The 16515-nt window shown below is 74.3% G+C and carries 11 protein-coding genes and 1 pseudogene; 6 read left to right on the forward strand and 6 right to left on the reverse strand.

Features of this window, described 5'->3' with window-relative positions:
- The first annotated feature begins 108 nt into the window (after positions 1-108).
- Genes ACIBJE_RS22245 through ACIBJE_RS22265 form a run of 5 tightly spaced genes read left to right on the forward strand, consistent with a single transcriptional unit; the run spans position 109 to position 7244 of the window.
- Positions 109-714: a TetR/AcrR family transcriptional regulator gene (locus ACIBJE_RS22245; protein WP_396751180.1), complete on the forward strand. Its 606-nt coding sequence runs from the start codon at positions 109-111 to the stop codon at positions 712-714.
- A 59-nt stretch (positions 715-773) separates the two neighbouring features.
- Positions 774-2501 carry an acyclic terpene utilization AtuA family protein gene (locus ACIBJE_RS22250; protein ID WP_396751182.1) on the forward strand — a complete coding sequence of 576 codons (1728 nt, stop codon included), beginning with the start codon at positions 774-776 and terminating at the stop codon, positions 2499-2501.
- The gene (locus tag ACIBJE_RS22255) at positions 2498-4099 is read left to right on the forward strand and encodes an acyl-CoA carboxylase subunit beta (RefSeq protein ID WP_396751184.1); all 1602 of its coding nucleotides are present in this window, start codon (positions 2498-2500) and stop codon (positions 4097-4099) included. Before ACIBJE_RS22250 ends, ACIBJE_RS22255 begins: the two co-directional genes overlap by 4 nt.
- Positions 4100-4104: 5 nt before the next feature.
- Positions 4105-6081 carry an acetyl/propionyl/methylcrotonyl-CoA carboxylase subunit alpha gene (locus tag ACIBJE_RS22260; protein ID WP_396751186.1) on the forward strand — a complete coding sequence of 659 codons (1977 nt, stop codon included), beginning with the start codon at positions 4105-4107 and terminating at the stop codon, positions 6079-6081.
- Entirely contained in the window at positions 6081-7244 is a 1164-nt protein-coding gene (locus ACIBJE_RS22265; RefSeq protein WP_396751188.1) for an acyl-CoA dehydrogenase family protein, read from the forward strand. Before ACIBJE_RS22260 ends, ACIBJE_RS22265 begins: the two co-directional genes overlap by 1 nt.
- A 13-nt stretch (positions 7245-7257) precedes the next feature.
- On the opposite strand, the gene ACIBJE_RS22270 is transcribed toward ACIBJE_RS22265, so the two are convergent.
- Positions 7258-8274 (reverse strand): hypothetical protein, encoded by a 1017-nt coding sequence (locus tag ACIBJE_RS22270; protein WP_396751190.1) that lies wholly within the window; start codon positions 8272-8274, stop codon positions 7258-7260.
- Positions 8271-9206, reverse strand: coding sequence for a transporter substrate-binding domain-containing protein (locus ACIBJE_RS22275; RefSeq protein ID WP_396751192.1), 936 nt, complete (start codon positions 9204-9206; stop codon positions 8271-8273). The genes ACIBJE_RS22270 and ACIBJE_RS22275 overlap by 4 nt, the downstream gene beginning before the upstream one ends.
- A 207-nt stretch (positions 9207-9413) precedes the next feature.
- On the opposite strand from ACIBJE_RS22275, the gene ACIBJE_RS22280 reads away from it, so the two are divergent.
- A complete protein-coding gene (locus ACIBJE_RS22280) occupies positions 9414-9731 on the forward strand; it encodes a hypothetical protein (RefSeq protein WP_396751194.1) in 318 nt (105 codons plus the stop codon).
- 58 nt (positions 9732-9789) lie between these two features.
- Here ACIBJE_RS22280 and ACIBJE_RS22285 read toward each other — a convergent pair whose 3' ends face one another.
- From ACIBJE_RS22285 to ACIBJE_RS22300, 4 genes and pseudogenes are all read right to left on the reverse strand, one after another.
- The gene (locus ACIBJE_RS22285; RefSeq protein WP_396751196.1) at positions 9790-11301 is read right to left on the reverse strand and encodes a protein kinase; all 1512 of its coding nucleotides are present in this window, start codon (positions 11299-11301) and stop codon (positions 9790-9792) included.
- A 30-nt stretch (positions 11302-11331) separates the two neighbouring features.
- Positions 11332-11790 carry a hypothetical protein gene (locus ACIBJE_RS22290; protein ID WP_396751198.1) on the reverse strand — a complete coding sequence of 153 codons (459 nt, stop codon included), beginning with the start codon at positions 11788-11790 and terminating at the stop codon, positions 11332-11334.
- Between the two features lie 215 nt (positions 11791-12005).
- Positions 12006-15587: pseudogene (locus ACIBJE_RS22295) on the reverse strand (adenylate/guanylate cyclase domain-containing protein); the annotation flags it as partial.
- Entirely contained in the window at positions 15584-16420 is an 837-nt protein-coding gene (locus tag ACIBJE_RS22300) for an MBL fold metallo-hydrolase (protein WP_396751200.1), read from the reverse strand. The pseudogene ACIBJE_RS22295 and the gene ACIBJE_RS22300, both read right to left, overlap by 4 nt.
- Positions 16421-16515 lie beyond the last annotated feature (95 nt).

The raw sequence follows: 16515 nt of genomic DNA on the forward strand, positions 1-16515 counted from the left end.
GCATCACCTTTCCTTCCGGCCCTCGTGGGCGATGTCTGCGACCGGGAAACGACCAACCTGGAAAAAGTCAGTCTTGACTGTTTGTTTCTCCGACGGCACGCTGGCGGGGTGCCTGCACAACCGAGCCGCGTGCCGCAGCAGGAGCGCAGCCGCGCCACCCGCACCCGGCTGCTGGAGGCGACCGTCGACTGCCTGGTCGAACATGGCTGGTCCAGCACCACCACCACGGTCGTCGCCACCCGGGCCGGGGTCTCCCGGGGCGCGCAACTGCACCACTACCCCACCAGGGCGGCCCTGGTCACCGCAGCCGTGGTCCACCTGGCCGAGCGTCGCGCGGCGGAGCTGCGTGCCGAGGCCGAGGCGCTGCCGGCCGGTCCCCAGCGGTTCGACCGGGTGATCGACATGCTCGCCGCCGCCTTCACCGGGCCGCTCTTCGTCGCCGCCCTCGAACTCTGGGTGGCCGCCCGCACCGACCCGGAACTACGCGCGGCCCTGGTGCCCCTGGAGGCCCGGGTCGGCCGGGAGATGCACCGGCTCACCGTCACGCTGCTCGACGCCGACGAACGGCGTCCCGGGGTTCGCGAGGCGGTGCAGGCCACCCTCGACCTGCTCCGTGGGCTCGGGGTGGCCAACCTGCTCACCGACGACTCGACCCGTCGCACCGCCCTGCTGAACACCTGGAAGCGCCAGCTCGCCACCCTGCTCACCCCGTGACCGGAGGCACCCATGGTCGTCCTGTCGGACCTGCCCGTTCGTCCCGCGACGGTGACCGCGTGATCCGGATCGGCAACGCCTCCGGCTTCTACGGCGACCGGTCCACCGCCTGGCGGGAAATGCTCGACGGCGGTGAGCTGGACGTCCTCACCGGCGACTACCTCGCCGAGCTGACCATGCTGATCCTCGGCCGGGACCGGCTCCGCGACCCTTCCCTCGGCTACGCGAAGACGTTCCTCCGGCAACTGGAGGGCACCCTCGGCACCGCGCTGGAGCGGGGCGTACAGATCGTCACCAATGCCGGGGGCGTCAACCCCGCCGGGCTGGCCGCCGCGATCGGGTCGCTCGCCGACCGGCTCGGCCTCACCGTCCGGATCGGGTACGTCGAGGGCGACGCCGTGCCCCGGCCGGACGCGCTCACCGCGAACGCGTACCTGGGGGCGTTCGGTATCGCGGCCTGCCTGGAGGCGGGCGCGGACGTGGTGGTGACCGGTCGGGTCACCGACGCCTCCCTGGTGGTCGGTCCGGGGATCGCCCGGTTCGGCTGGCGGCACGACGACCTCGACGCGCTGGCCGGGGCCACCGTCGCCGGGCACCTGATCGAGTGCGGGGCGCAGGTGACCGGCGGAAACTTCAGCTTCTTCACCGAGCTGCCCGACGGCGGACGGCGTCCCGGCTTCCCCGTCGCCGAGCTGCATCCGGACGGCTCGTCGGTGATAACCAAGCACCCGGGCACCGGCGGGGCGGTCACCGTGGAGACGGTCACCGCGCAGCTCCTCTACGAGATCGGCGGGCCGGACTACCTCGGCCCGGACGTGGTGACCCGGCTCGACACGGTGGCCCTGCGCCAGGACGGTCCCGACCGGGTACGTGTCAGCGGCACCCGGGGCGCCCCGCCGCCGGACACCCTGAAGGTCGGCGTCAACAACCTCGGCGGGTTCCGCAACTCGATGACCTTCGTCCTCTGCGGACTGGACGTCCCGGCCAAGGCGGCGCTGGTCCGCGACCAGATCGAGGCCGCGATCGGCCCGGAGGGGCTGGAGTTCCGCCTCGCCCGTACCGACCAGGTCGACGCGGGCGACACCGAGACGGCGAGCGCGCTGCTGCACGTACACCTGAAGGACGGTGACAAGGCGCGGGCCGGACGGGCCTTCTCGGGCGCCGCAGTGGAGCTGGCGCTGGCCTCCTATCCGGGCTGCACGCTGACCACCCTGCCCGGCGACGCGACGCCGTACGGGGTCTTCACCTCCGACACGGTGCCGCAGGACGCGGTCACGCACGTCGCCGTGCTCCCCTCCGGCGAACGCGTGCCGATCCCACCCCCACCGCTGACGTGCGAGCAGGGGTCCCCTGCAGAGCAGAAATCACCTGTAGGGGGCCCCTCCTACCACCCGACGAGGCGGGGTGCGCTCGGGGAGCTGGTGGGGGCACGCTCGGGCGACAAGGGCGGCGACGCGAACCTCGGGATCTGGGCGCGCACCGAAGCGGCGTATGTCTGGCTGCGCGGCTGGCTGACCGTCGAGCGCCTCGGCGAGCTGCTGCCGGAGACCGTCGGGCTGACCGTCGAGCGGTACGAGCTGCCGAACCTGCGTGCGGTGAACTTCGTGATCCGGGGCCTGCTCGGCCAGGGGGTGGCCGCCTCCACCCGGTTCGACCCGCAGGCCAAGGCGCTCGGGGAGCTGCTCCGGGCCCGGATCGTGGACCTGCCGGCGGAGCTGCTCCCGACCGGCCGGACGACGGGGTCGGCGACGCCGGGCGTCCCCGGCGGGGCGGGGGTGCCGTCGTGACCGTCCTGCGCAGCACCGTCGATCCCACCTCGGAGGTCCACCGGGCCAACCGGGAGGCACTGCTCGCCCGGCTGGCCGAGTTGGACGAGGCGCTGGACGCCGCCCGGGCCGGCGGCGGCGAGAAGTACGTCGCCCGGCACCACCGGCGCGGCCGGCTTCTGCCCCGGGAGCGGATCGAGCTGCTGCTCGACCCGGACAGTCCGTTCCTGGAGCTGTCGCCGGTGGCCGCGTACGGCACGGACTTCCCGGTCGGGGCGAGCGTGGTCACCGGGATCGGGGTGGTCGAGGGGGTGGAGTGCCTGGTCCTCGCCAACGACCCGACGGTACGCGGCGGCGCGGTCAACCCGTGGGCGCTCGCCAAGACCCGGCGGGCCGGGGAGATCGCGCTCGCCAACCGGCTGCCGATGGTGAACCTGGTCGAGTCGGCCGGTGCGGACCTGCCCACCCAGGCGGAGATCTTCATCCCGGGCGGTCGGGTGTTCCGGGACCTGACCCGGCTCTCCGCCGCGCGGATCCCCACGGTCAGCGTGGTCTTCGGCAACGCCACCGCCGGTGGCGCCTACATCCCGGGCATGTCCGACCAGACGATCATGATTCGGGACCGGTCGCAGGTCTACCTGGCCGGACCGCCGCTGGTGCGGATGGCGACCGGTGAGGACGCCGACGACGAGTCCCTGGGCGGGGCGGCGATGCACGCCACCCGCTCCGGGCTGGCCGACTTCCTCGCCGAGGACGAACACGACGGCATCCGGCTGGCCCGGCGGTGCGTACGCCGGCTCAACTGGCGCAAGCAGGGCCCGCCGCCCCGCACCCCGGACCCGGCCCCGCCCCGGTACGACCCGGAGGAGCTGCTCGGCATCGTCAGTGCCGACCTGAAGGTGCCGTTCGACCCGCGTGACGTGCTCGCCCGGGTCCTGGACGACAGCGAGTTCGACGAGTTCAAGCCGGCGTACGGCACCGCGCTGGTCACCGGCTGGGGCGAACTGCACGGGTACCCGGTCGGCGTCCTCGCCAACGCCCGGGGGGTGTTGTTCAGCGAGGAGGCGCAGAAGGCGGCCCAGTTCATCCAGCTCGCCAACGCCACCGACACCCCGTTGGTCTTCCTCCAGAACACCACCGGCTACATGGTCGGCACCGAGTACGAGCAGCGCGGCATCATCAAGCACGGCGCGTTGATGATCAACGCGGTGTCGAACTCGTCCGTGCCGCACCTGACGGTCAACCTCGGCGCGTCGTACGGGGCGGGGAACTACGGCATGTGCGGGCGGGCGTACGAGCCGAGGTTCCTGTTCACCTGGCCGAACGCCAGGTCGGCGGTGATGGGGCCGGCGCAGTTGGCCGGGGTGCTGTCTATCGTGGCCCGGCAGGCCGCCGCCGCCCGGGGTCGGGAGTACGACGAGGACTCCGACGTGGCGATGCGGGCCATGGTCGAGCAGCAGATCGAGTCGGAGTCCGGGGCGCTCTTCCTCTCCGGGCGGCTCTACGACGACGGGGTGATCGACCCCCGGGACACCCGTACCGTCCTCGGTCTCTGCCTATCGGCCGTCCACAGTGGTCCGGTCGCCGGGGCGGCCGGCTTCGGCGTCTTCCGGATGTGAGCACAATGATCACCAGACTGCTGGTCGCCAACCGGGGGGAGATCGCCCGCCGGGTCTTCGCCACCTGCCGGACGCTCGGCGTGGAGACCGTCGCCGTGCACTCCGACGCGGACGCCGACGCGCCCTTCGTCGCCGAGGCCGACCGGGCGGTACGCCTGCCGGGGGACACCCCGGCCGAGACGTACCTGCGGACCGACCTGATCCTCGACGCGGCCCGGCGCACCGGCGCGGACGCCGTCCACCCGGGCTACGGCTTCCTCGCCGAGAACGCCGGGTTCGCGGCGGCGATGGCCGACGCCGGGCTGATCTGGGTCGGGCCACCGGCCACGGCGATCGCCGCGATGGGCGACAAGATGGCGGCCAAGACGCTGCTCGCCGGGGCGGGCGTGCCGATGCTGCCGACCTGGACCGACCCCGACCGGATCACCGACTTCCCGGTGCTGGTCAAGGCGTCCGCCGGCGGCGGTGGGCGGGGCATGCGCGTCGTCCGGGACGCCGCCGACCTGGCCGGGGCACTCGCCTCCGCGCGCCGCGAGTCGGCGGCGGCGTTCGGCGACGGCACGGTCTTCGTCGAGCGGTACGTCGAGCGCGGCCGGCACGTCGAGGTGCAGATCGTCGGCGACACGCACGGAACGGTGGTCGCGCTCGGCGAGCGGGAGTGCTCGATCCAGCGCCGGCACCAGAAGCTCGTCGAGGAGGCCCCGGCGGTCGTCCCGCCCGAGCTGCGGGAGCGGCTGCACGCGGCGGCGGTGGCAGCCGGCCGGGCGGTCGGTTACGTCGGCGCGGGCACGGTGGAGTTCCTGCTCGCCCCGACCGGCGAGTTCTTCTTCCTGGAGATGAACACCCGGCTCCAGGTCGAGCACCCGGTCACCGAACTCACCACCGGCCTGGACCTGGTCCGGCTGCAACTGCTCGTCGCCGAGGGCGAGCCGCTGCCGTTCGCGCAGGCCCCACCGGTCGACGGCCACGCGATCGAGGTACGCCTCTGCGCCGAGGACCCGGCGCACGGCTGGCGTCCGGCGACCGGCACCCTGCACCGGTTCGCGGTGCCCGGGGTGGCCGTCGAGTTCGGCGGCCTCGCCCGCCCCGGTCTGCGCTTGGACTCCGGCGTGACGGACGGCTCCACGGTCGGTGTGCACTACGACTCGATGCTGGCGAAGCTGGTCGCCCGGGGGCCGACCCGGACCGAGGCGGCCCGGCTGCTGGCCGGCGCGCTGGCCCGGGCCGAACTGCACGGGGTGACCACCAACCGCGACCTGCTGGTCCGGGTGCTGCGCAGCCCGGACTTCCTGGCCGCCGAGGTCGACACCGGCTTCCTGGACCGGCATCCGGAGGTGTTCGCGCCGCTGCTGCCGGCCGCCGAGGTGCCGGTGACCGCCCTGGCCGCCGCGCTCGCCACGGCCGCCGGGCGGCGGGCGTCCGCGCGGGTGCTCGGCTCGCTCCCGTCGGGCTGGCGGAACGTGCCGGCGTTCCCGCAGGTCACCCGCTTCGTCGGGCCGGATGGCAAGATCGAGGTCCGGTACCGGCTGGACCGGTCCGGGAGGCTCGCCGAGTGGTCCACCGACCCGTCCGACGAGCGGACCGTCACCCTGGTCGAGGCGGTCGGCGAGCGGGTGGTGCTCGACGTCGACGGGGTCCGGCGGACGTGGCGCGTACACCGGGTGGGGTCGGAGGTCTTCGTGGACGGCCCGGACGGGGCGACGAGCCTCACCGAGCTGCCGCGCCTGCCGCTGCCCGCCGCCGAGGTGGCCGCCGGCTCGCTGCTGGCGCCGCTGCCGGGCACGGTCACCCGGCGGCACGTCGAGGTGGGTCGACGGGTCACCGCCGGGGACCTGCTGCTGACCCTGGAGGCGATGAAGCTCGAACATCCCGTGCTCGCCCCGGTCGACGGCGTCGTCACCGACCTGCCGGTGCCGGCTGGCGGGCAGGTCGAGACGGGCGCCGTGCTGGCCGTGGTCGACCCGATCCAGGAGGACGCCTGATGAACTTCGACCTGACCGACGAGCAGGAGCAGCTCCGCGACGCCGTCCGGGCCCTGGGCCGGCGGTACGGCCACCGGTACTTCGTGACGAAGGCGAAGGCCGGCGAGCACACCACCGAGCTGTGGGACGAGGCCGGCCGGCTCGGCTACCTGGGGGTCAACATCCCCACCGAGTACGGCGGCGGGGGCGGCGGCATCACCGAGCTGGCGATCGTCTGCGAGGAGCTGGCCGCCGCCGGCTGCCCGCTGCTGCTGCTGGTGGTCTCCCCCGCCATCGCCGCCACGGTGATCGCCCGGCACGGCACTGACGGGCAGCGCGAACGTTTCCTGCCCGGACTGGCCGACGGTTCCCTGAAGGTGGTCTTCGCGATCACCGAGCCGGAGGCCGGGTCGAACTTCCACCGGCTCGGTACGGTGGCCCGCTCCGACGGCGACGACTGGCTGCTCTCCGGTCGCAAGTGCTACATCTCGGGGGTCGACGAGGCGGGTTACGTGCTGGTGGTGGCGCGCACCGAGGACGCCGCCTCCGGGAAGCTCAAGCCGGCGCTCTTCGTCGTGCCGACGGACGCGGCCGGGCTGACCTGGTCGAAGCTGGACATGGAGATCGTCTCCCCGGAGAACCAGTTCCTGCTCTATCTCGATGACGTGCGGCTGCCCGCCGACGCGCTGGTCGGCGGGTCGCTCGACGCCGGCCTGCCGGCGCTCTTCGCCGGCCTGAACCCGGAGCGGATCACCGTCGCCGCGATGGGGGCCGGCACCGCCCGGTACGCGGTCGAGCGCGCCTCGGAGTACACCGCCACCCGTGCGGTCTGGGGTGGACGGAGCATCGGCTCGCACCAGGGGGTGTCCCACCCGCTCGCGCACGCGGCGATCCAGGTGGAGCTGGCCCGACTGATGATCTACAAGGCCGCCGCCCTGTACGACGCCGGCCGGGATCTGGAGGCCGGGATCTCCGCCAACATGGCCAAGTACGCGGCCGGGGAGGCCGCCGCGCTCGCCGTGGACACCGCCGTGCAGGTGCACGGCGGCGCGGGCATGACCACCGAGTACGGCGTCGCCACCCTGCTCGGGGCGGTCCGCGCCGGCCGGATCGCCCCGGTCAGCCGGGAGATGATCCTCAACTTCGTGGCGCAGCACGTGCTCGGCCAGGACCGGTCGTACTGAGCGGTGCGCCCGGTCAGCCCGGGGTACGGCAGGCGGCGTCGACGCGGTGCACCGGCCGCACCCGCCGGCCAAGTCCCTCCAACAGCGAGTCCTCGACGTGGAAGTCGTGGATCCGCAGTCGGTGCCGGGGAAGTGCGTCCTCGTTCGGGCAGAGCACCTGCGCCTCGACCCGGTCCACCGGGACGAACCGCACCCCGCCCCGGGCCTCCAGGATCGTCATGTTCACGTCGTCAACGGCCACCACGTGCCCCCGCACGTCCTCGTTCCCCCCGCTCGTCGCGGTCACCGTGACCACGGTCAGCGGCAGCACCGGAGTGGTGATCACCGGCACCGCGGCCCAGGCCAGGATGACCAGCACGGCGGTCTGGGTGACCGGGGCGAGCGGGCGGAGCACCGCCCGGGGCAGGGGCCCGGCGGCGGCGCAGGCGAGCAGCGGCGGCCCGCCGAGCAGCAACAGCGCCACCACGTCCCGCTGATCCCAGGCGTCGGCCATGGTGGGCAGGACCAGCCAGCCGTACCCCGCCAGGAGGCCGAGCAGGAGCAGCAGACGGGGCATCAGCCGCTCGTGCAGCCGTTCCGGGGAGAACTGGAACGCGGCGGCCGTCGCGGGCAGCAGCAGTGGCAGGTAGAGCAGCTCCCAGGTGACCAGTGCGAACAGGAAGCTCGCCAGCACCAGCCAGGCCGGGGTGATGTCGACCCACCGGGCGAGAATCGGCCGACGGGCCGGGGCCGAGGGGCCGTCGGCGTCGGCAGCCGGCCCGTCGGCGCTGACGGCGAAGACCGCGCCGAGGGCGAAGATGGCGACCAGGACGGTGGAGACCAGTTGGGCCGCGGTGGTGAGGAAGCCGGCGATCAGGTTCACCGGTCCGACGTTCGCCACCAGCAGCAGCGTGGTCTGGAGTTCGCCCCCGGCCTCCACCGCGAGGCGGAGCACCGAGAAGACCGCCGGTACGCCGACGACGAGCGTCCAGAAGGACTGGCTCGCCCGGTCCCGCCGCTCGGCCCGGCCGGCGTCGACAGGGGCGCTCATCGCGTCGGTGCCTTGTCGTCGAAGTCCACCAGGTCCGGCACGTCCAACGGCTGCGGCTGGGGCAGGTCCGCCTTCAGCCACGGGCCGAGCGTCTTGTTGTACGCCGTCAACCAGGGGCTGCTGCCGTCCCGGCGCCCCTGCTGGTAGCTCTTGTCCAGGAAGTAGGCGACCAGGTCGCGCAGCGCCGGGTCACCGATCGGCACCCCCACGCCGATCCGCTCGCTGGTGCCGAAGGGCATGTCGACGATCTGGAACTCGGTGGGGAACTGGGAGCGGAACCCGGCCAGGATGGCCTCGTCGGAGCTGACCAGGTCGTACCGGCCCTCGCGGATGCCCCGGACGCAGTCGCTGACGTTCTTGACCACCTGGGGCCGGATGCCGTGCTCCTCCAGTTCCGCCTCACTGGTCGATCCGCCGCTGGCGCAGACCCGCAGCTTGGGGTCGCGCAGGTCCTCGATGGTCCGGACCCGGTCCTTGAGCTGGATCGGGATCAGGACCTCCTGGGTGGTGACGAAGTACGGACCGGCGAAGAGGACCTGGCTCTCCCGATCCTTGGTCATCGAGAAGCTGCTGACGACCAGGTCGACCTCGCCGCTCTGGAGGGCGGGGATGCGGTCCTCGGTGGCCAGCGGCACCAGGTCGATCCGCTGGTCGTCCCCGTAGCCGAGCGATGCGGCGATGTACCGGGCGATCGCGGCCTCGAAGTTGACGAAGGCGTTCTTCTCCTCGTCCAGCAGCGGGTCCAGGATCGCCACGCCGATCCGCAGCTTCGGCTGGCCGTGGACCTGCGTCTCGCGCAGTTTCTCCTGCACGGAGGGGAACTCGGGCTTCTGGGTGCTGTCGCAGCCGGCGACCGCCGCGAGGGAGAGGGTCAGGGTGACCGCCAGCGCGGTGGCGATCGACCGGAGCTGCTGTCGGGACGGCATGGTCATAAGCGGCCTCCCGGAGATCGAGCGGGCCACTCAGGGTATGTGACCGATCCCACTCGGTGCCTCACCCGGCCGGGCGCGGCACACACCACGTCATGAATCAGACACACGGATTCGCTGTCTGGCGACCGGCGCGGACCGGGAGGCGTCCGGATCGGCGGAGGACGGCCCGACGGTTGACAGCGCGGGTAACCGGGTGATGCTGGACGGGTGACGCGTCTAACCCGATCCCGTGCCCGGATCCTGGCGGCGACCGCCGTGCTCGCGGCGGTCTCCCTCCTGGTCACCCTGGTCGTCCTGCGCCGGGACGACTTCCTGGGCGTGGTGCTGGCCATCCTCGTCGTCCTGCTCGCGATGACCGCGGGGGTCGCCGTCGACGCGGCGCGCCACCAGCCACCGGCCGCACCGGCGGCCACACCCCCGCAGCAGTCCACGGGTGGCCAACGTGGGATCGACGCGCCCACCCTGGAGACCCTCGACAATCCGATGATGGTGGCGGCGCTGCGCGCCCGGCTCCGCGACCGCTGACCGCACCGCCCGGCCGTCCGGGCCGAGCCCGGCCGGGGAACCGGCGCGGGCCGGCCGGTCAGCGCAGGCTGAGGGTCGGCGTCGCCAGGCCGTCGACCCCACGGCCGGCCAGACAGCGGTACGTCTGGTCGGGGTCGGCGTCGTCCGGCGGCAGCACCTCCAGCTTCCACCCGTCCTCGTGGGTCAGGCCGCTGGTGAGCCGGAACGTCGTGGGGTTGCAGACCTGCCGGATCGACGGGGCCGTCTTCACCGTGTCGTGGTCGGCGCCGACCAGTTCCGCGGGGAGGTCGCCCTCGGCGTAGCTCTCCCAGGTGTGCCGCCGGTCGCAGCGGACCCGGACGGCCTGGGCCCGGGTGCCCCGCACCCGGACCGGTCCGAAGCACTGCAACTCGTCGGCGCAGCGAACCCCGGCGGGCAGCTCGGTCGCACCGTTCACGCAGCCCGGCAGCGTCCCCGCGACGGCGGTGGTGGACGGCAATGGGTCCGGCGTCCGGGTGCTGTCCGCCACCCACGCGCCGGCGCTCGCCGACGCGACCAGGGCGAGCACGCCCGCCCCACCGAGGAACCAGCGCCGCCGGCGGCGCACCGGGGCCGGCACGGTCGGGTGGTCCTGCTCCACCGGAGCACGCGGCGCGGGCTGACCGGTGTGCCCGCGTGCCGGGTCGCCGCCGGTGCGCTCGGCGGGGCCGGGGGGCCGCCAGGGCCCGACGAAGGACGTTCCCCCTTGGTGCGGGGAGTCTGTCGGGTCGAGCGGCAGTCCGGCCAGCAGGCCACGCAGTTCGACTGCCGAGGGCCGGGCGGCCGGGTCGTTCGACATGCCGAGCCGGAGCACCTCGACCAGTTCGTCCGGCACCCCGGGCAGTGAGGGGATCGGACGGTTGAACATGTCCAGTACGGTGACCAGGCTCGGGTTGCGCTCCGACTGCCAGCGCGGGGGCCGACCGTGCATCACCGCGTACAGCGTGGCGCAGAGGGCGTAGACGTCGACGGCCGGCGAGGGCGGGGCGTGGTTGAACATCTCCGGCGGCGCGTACGCCGGGGTGAGCACCTCCATGGTGACCGTCGGGTCCCGCACCTCGGCCAGCACCGCCAGCCCGAAGTCGGCCAGTACCGCCGAGTTGAAGTGCGAGTGGAGGATGTTGGCCGGCTTCACGTCGCGGTGCAGCACCCCGGCCGCGTGCGAGTGCGCCAGCGCGTCCGCGATCTTGACGCCGAGATCGCGCGCCTCGACCGGGCCGAGTGGGGAGGTCCGCATCCGCTCGGCGTACGACCCGTCGCAGAGTTCCATGATGAGGTACGGATGCTGGTCGATGGTGACGCCGACGTCGAAGAGGTCCACCACGTGCGGGTGGGACGACATCCGACCGGCGGCCCGCGCCTCACGCAGGAAGCGGGCCTGGTCCCGTTCGCTGTCCAGGGTGCGGTTCTCCACCTTGACCGCGACCTCACGCCCGACGGAGATCTGGACGGCCCGGTAGACGGTGGCGTAGCCACCCCGGGCAAATACCTGCAAATCCGTCAGACCGGGCACGATGGGCTTCGGCAGGGCGCCGGGCGGGGTGGCGGTCACAGCTCGAAAATACCCAACTCGTCCGGCGACTCAGAGCCCCGCACCGGCGACCAGCGCGGATGACGGTCCGGCACGGCCCTGGCCGCCCGCATGCCGGCGGGCGTCCACGCGGAGGCCCAGCGCGGTCGCCAACGCTCCCATGCCCTCCCACGCGGCCACCCCGAGGAACCCGGCCGGAGCGACGTCCGCCGCCACCACGAGGATGAACACACTGACGGTGACCAGCCGGAACACCACGGTGAAACGGAAGAACGGGCGCCACTCGCTGACTGCGGCGAGGAGGTAGTAGACCCCCATGTTGAACGCCGCCATGGAGGACGCGACCAGGAAGGTGCCGGTGTAATCGCCGGAGGCCCGGGTCGGCGGCACGGCGAGACCCATCAGGCCGAGCAGGGCCCCCGGCCAGAGCAGCCCGAGCACACCACTCAGCAGCGCCATCCCACCGAAGACCGCGACGGTCCAGCCGGCGGCGGAGCGCGGCAGTCTCATGACGGTCCTTTCGTGGGTACGGCCGTCACTGTGGACCACCGCTGTGGCCCCTTACGCTAATCGCCACGACGCGTCCCGGCATCAGCGGAACCGGCAGATCCCGCCGAACCGACCGAGCCCGACCTGCCCGGCGTCGCCGTCCCGCCCGGTGTCGCCGTCGCCGCGTCCGCCGTAGCCGGCGTGGCGGTGACCAGGCCGGCCGTACCCGGGACGAGCAGCCGGGCCTTCAACGCCTCCGCGCCGGCCCGCTCGCTGCGCTGCTCCGTCGCGTACGCCAGCCGGACCGCCTCCTCGGCGGCGGCCAGCGCCTCGACCGGACGGCCGCACGCGCTGGACGCCTCGGCCAGCACCGTCGCCGCGATTACCTGGCTGCGGACGTCCTCGGCCGGTGCGGCGACCGCCCGACGGGCCCAGTCCAGCGCCTGCTCGTGCTGCCCCAGGGCGAGCAGCGCCGAAGCGTACCGGGCCAGGGTCTGTCGTCGGGAGATGAGCAGCGCCGGGGTCTTGCCGGCGGTCGCCACCGGGGCGAGCAGCCCCACCGCGGTGGTCGGGTCACCCGCCGCCAGCCGGGCCATCGCCAGCAGCACCCGGGGAGCCACCTGGGCCGGGGCCTGCGGGTTGTGCGGCTCCACGGCGGCGAGCACCTCGCGGGCGTACCGCTCGGCCGCCGCCCCGTCGCCCAGGTCCAGGGCGACGAAGCCGCGCAGCGTGCCGGCCATGCCGGTGAGCAGCGGGTGGGTGGTCCGACCGGCGTGGTCGAGGGCGTCGGAGAGCAGGTCCGCCGCATGCTCCGGCTCGCCCAGCCCCCGGGCGACCGCACCCCGCACCACCAGGGCGAAGCCTCGGCCCCAGTCGTCCGAGGCGGCGACGAAGTCCCGGTACGCGCGCCGGGCCGACCGGTCCGCCTCGGCCAGCTCGCCCATCTCGGCGGCGGCGTACGCCTCGACGGCGCGCAGCGTGCCGACCACCCACGCCTCGCCGATCCGCTCGCCGAACGGCAGGAAGATCCGCGCCAGCCGGTACGCCTCGCGCAGCCGGCCGGCGAGCAGCCGGGCGAACGCGGTCGTCCCGCGCAGCCAGGCCCGCCCGTACGGGTCCTTGAGTTCGGCGAAGAGCCGGGCGGCCCGGCCGAGCACCGCGTCGGTGCCGGCGAAGTCGCCCCGGGTGGTGGTCACCCAGGCCAGGTTCTGCAACGACCACGCCTGCCCACGCGGATCCTGGGCGGCCAGGCTGACCTGGTACGCGGCGGCGAACCGGCTGCTGGCCTGACCCAGCCGCCCGGTGACGAAGTCGGCCATGCCGAGCCGGCGCATCGCCGAGGCACGCAGCGTGGGCAGCTCGGCGGCGGCGGCCACCTGCAACGCCTCCTGCCAGCTCGCCACCGCCCGCCCCAGGTCACCGAGGTTCTGGTACGCCTGCCCGGCCAGCAGCAGGGCGTTGGCCCGGGTCGCGCCGTCGTCGGCGGCGTTGGCCGCGATCTTCTCGGCGAAGGCGAGCGCGTCGGCGGCCCGCCCCACCTGGAGCAACGCCCGGGCGTGCACCACCCGGGCCGTGACCGGCAGCCCGTCCCGGGCCAGCTCGGCGGCGCGTTCGGCGTACTCGACGGCGAGGGCCGGCTCACCGGCGGCGAGCGAGCGGCGGGCGGCCCGGTCCAGTGCGGCCACGCCCAGCGGGGCGACCGTGCGGGCCGGCGCGTCCGGACGGAGCCCGACCGCGTCGGCCAACGCGGTGGCCCGCTCGGCGTGCTCGGCGACGAACTCGTCCCGGGCGGCGTCGGTGAACCCACCCGGCACGGGCGCGCCACCGGAGTCGGTCGGCGCGGCCCAGCGGGCCAGGGCGGCGTGCCGGTCGGCCAGGTCGGCCTTGCTGACCCCGGCGTAGGCGGCCTCCCGCATCAGCGGGGTGGCGAAGGAGTAACCCGTCCGGGTGCGGTGCAGCATCCGGCGTTGCAGCAGTTCCTCCACGGCCCGGTCCAGCTCCACCGCCACCACGGCCGCCGGTCGGCCGTCCCGTCCGGTACGCCGCTCGCGCAGCGCCTCCAGGGTGCCGGTGGGCACGGTGTCGCCGACCACGGCGGCGTCCCGGAGCACCGAACGGGCCTCGGCCGGGAGCGCGTCGATCCGGGCCGCCAGGACGGCGGCGAGGTCACGGGAGAGCAGCCGGCTGCCGAGGGAGCCCGGGGCCAGCCGCCAGGTCGCCGCGCCGCTGCCGTCCCGCTCGGCCCCGGCGGTCAACGCACCCCGCTCCATCAGCAGCGTCACCAGTTCGGCCAGGTAGAACGGGTTGCCCTGGGCGGTGGCGAGCAGCCGGTCGGCGTCGGCCGGGGGCAGCTTCCCGCCGCTGAGGTACGTCGTCAGCAGCCGGGAGGCGTCCGCGCCGCGCAGCGGCGGCAGCACGTGCACCTCGGCCTCGGAGAGCCGGGTCAGCGTGCCGGCGGTCCGGACCAGTTCGGGGCGGCCCAACAGCAGCACCAGCACCGGCCCGGCCAGCCGGGACAGGGTCACCCCGAGCGCCCGGATGGTCTCGGGCGTCGCGTCGTGCAGGTCGTCGACGACCACCACCAGCGGCGCCTCGGCGGCGAGCCCGCTGAGCAGGTCCGCCACCGCGGTCGGCACCGCCTCGGCGTCCGGCGGCGGGCTGTTCGCGTTCCACTCGGCGTCGTCGGCCGGGCCGCCGTGCGTGCCGGGCAGGTCGACGTAGCCGAGCAGGGCCAGCAACTGGTCGGTGGCGAGTGGCGGCGGCACCGGCTGCACCCGGGCGAGCCGCTGTTCGAGGCGGCGCAGCCGTTCCTCCACGGCCGCCCGGGTGACCGCGGTCGCGGCGTCGCCGGGCAGACCCACGGCGGCCCGGACCAGGTCGGCCAGGGGGGCGAGCCGGCGACGCTCACCGAAGGCCGCGCAGCGCACCGAGAGCACCCGCGCCCCGGTGTGCGCGGCGAACCGGCCGGCGCCGACGTCGTACCCGGCGGCGAGGCGTTCCACCTCGGCGGCGAACCGGGACTTGCCGATCCCCGCCTCGGCGGTCATCAGCAGCACCCTCGGCTCGGTGCGGTCGATCACCTCGGCGAGCCGGCCGGCGACCCGGCCGACCTCGGCCTCCCGGCCGACGAACGGGGCCTCGTCGCCGAGGCCGGACCGGGTGCCCGGCGCGTCCAGGAGCCCGAGCAGTTCGTACGCCTCGACCGGCTCCCGCTTGCCCTTGAGCCGCAGCGGGCGCAGCGCCCGCCAGGAGGCGACGTGCCGGGTGGCGGCGGCGGTCCGCGCGCCGGCGTACACCGCCCCGACGGCGGCGGCGTCGGCCAGCCGGGCGGCGGTGTTCACCGTGTCGCCGATGACCGTGTACTCGATGGCGGCCTGGATGCCGGCGATCACGTCCCCGGTGTTCAGCCCGACCCGCAGTCCGAGCGGGGCACCGCCGCCGCGTTCGTCGTCGAGCACCCGGCGGACCGCCCGTTGCATGGAGAGCGCGGCCCGCACGGCCCGCTCGGCGTCGTCCTCGTGGGCGACCGGCGCGCCGAAGACCGCCATGATGCCGTCGCCGGTCAGCTTGTCGACGTGCCCGCCGAACGTCTTCACCGCCCCGGCGAGCGCGGCGAGCACCCGGTCGGTGACCGCGCCGACCCGCTCCGGGTCGAGGTCCTCCGACCAGGAGGTGAAGTCGGACAGGTCACCGAAGAGCACGGTGACGACCCGGCGCTCGGCCGCCGGCAGGGTCGCAGCGGCCGGCAGCGCGGCCCCGCAGTTGTGGCAGAACCGGGCACCGGGTACGGCGACGGTTCCACACACCGGGCAGGTCACGGTTGGTCCAACCGCGCTTCTGCGCCACCGGATTCCCGGGGCGTCACCCCCAGGTACTCCAGTTGGGCGCGGACCGACCACTCGGCCGCCCACCACAGCGAGCGGTCCACGTCCGCGTACACCCGGGCGACCACCTCGGCGGCGGTGGTGTCACCGGCGGCGACCGCCGCCCGGACCTGGTCGAGCCGGGCCCGCCGGTGGGCGAGGTAGTAGTCGGCCGCCGCACCGCAGTCGGCCAGCGCCGGGCCGTGCCCCGGCAGGGCGACGACCCCCCGGTACGCCGACAGCCGTTCCAGGCTGGCGAGGTAGTCCCCGAGGTTGCCGTCGGGGTGGGCGACCACGGTGGTGCCCCGGCCGAGGATGGTGTCGCCGGTGAGGACCACCCGCTCGCCCTCATGGTCGACGAGGAAGCAGACCGAGTCGGCGGTGTGCCCGGGGGCGGGCACCAGGTCGATCAGGAAACCGGAGCCGCCGGAGGGCTCCCAGGGCTCGGTGAGGGGCTCGGCGTCGACGGTGTGCGCCGGGTCGACGGCGAGCACCGGGACCCCGCCGAGCAGCTCGGCCAGGCGACGGGAGCCGTCGGTGTGGTCCGGGTGCCCATGGGTGATCAGCACGAACGCGATCGGCGCGTGGGCGGCGATCCGGGCCAGGTGCTCCTCGTCGGCGGGGCCGGGGTCGACCACGACCGTCTCGTCCCGCCCCGGGGCGCGCAGCAGCCAGGTGTTGGTGCCGTCGAGGGTCATCGGACCGGGGTTCGGCGCGCGTAGCAGCGTCACCCAGTCCGGCAGCGCATCAGCCAGCGCGGCCGCCGGCGTCGTCATGTGCCCCGTCATGGCTGCGATCGTACGACCCGACCGGCCACTCTTCGCGATCTTGATAGCCGTACCGGCCACCGGCGGCCGGGAAACCGGTGGGACAGGCGACCCCA

This window comes from Micromonospora sp. NPDC050187, assembly GCF_044459745.1.
Classification (GTDB): Bacteria; Actinomycetota; Actinomycetes; order Mycobacteriales; family Micromonosporaceae; genus Micromonospora.

Coding starts and splice junctions, on each gene's coding strand:
- ACIBJE_RS22260 (WP_396751186.1), top strand. CDS start 4,105: ATGATCACCAGACTGCTGGTCGCCAACCGGGGGGAGATCGCCCGCCGG.
- ACIBJE_RS22265 (WP_396751188.1), top strand. CDS start 6,081: ATGAACTTCGACCTGACCGACGAGCAGGAGCAGCTCCGCGACGCCGTC.
- ACIBJE_RS22270 (WP_396751190.1), bottom strand. CDS start 8,274: ATGAGCGCCCCTGTCGACGCCGGCCGGGCCGAGCGGCGGGACCGGGCG.
- ACIBJE_RS22275 (WP_396751192.1), bottom strand. CDS start 9,206: ATGACCATGCCGTCCCGACAGCAGCTCCGGTCGATCGCCACCGCGCTG.
- ACIBJE_RS22290 (WP_396751198.1), bottom strand. CDS start 11,790: ATGAGACTGCCGCGCTCCGCCGCCGGCTGGACCGTCGCGGTCTTCGGT.
- ACIBJE_RS22300 (WP_396751200.1), bottom strand. CDS start 16,420: ATGACGGGGCACATGACGACGCCGGCGGCCGCGCTGGCTGATGCGCTG.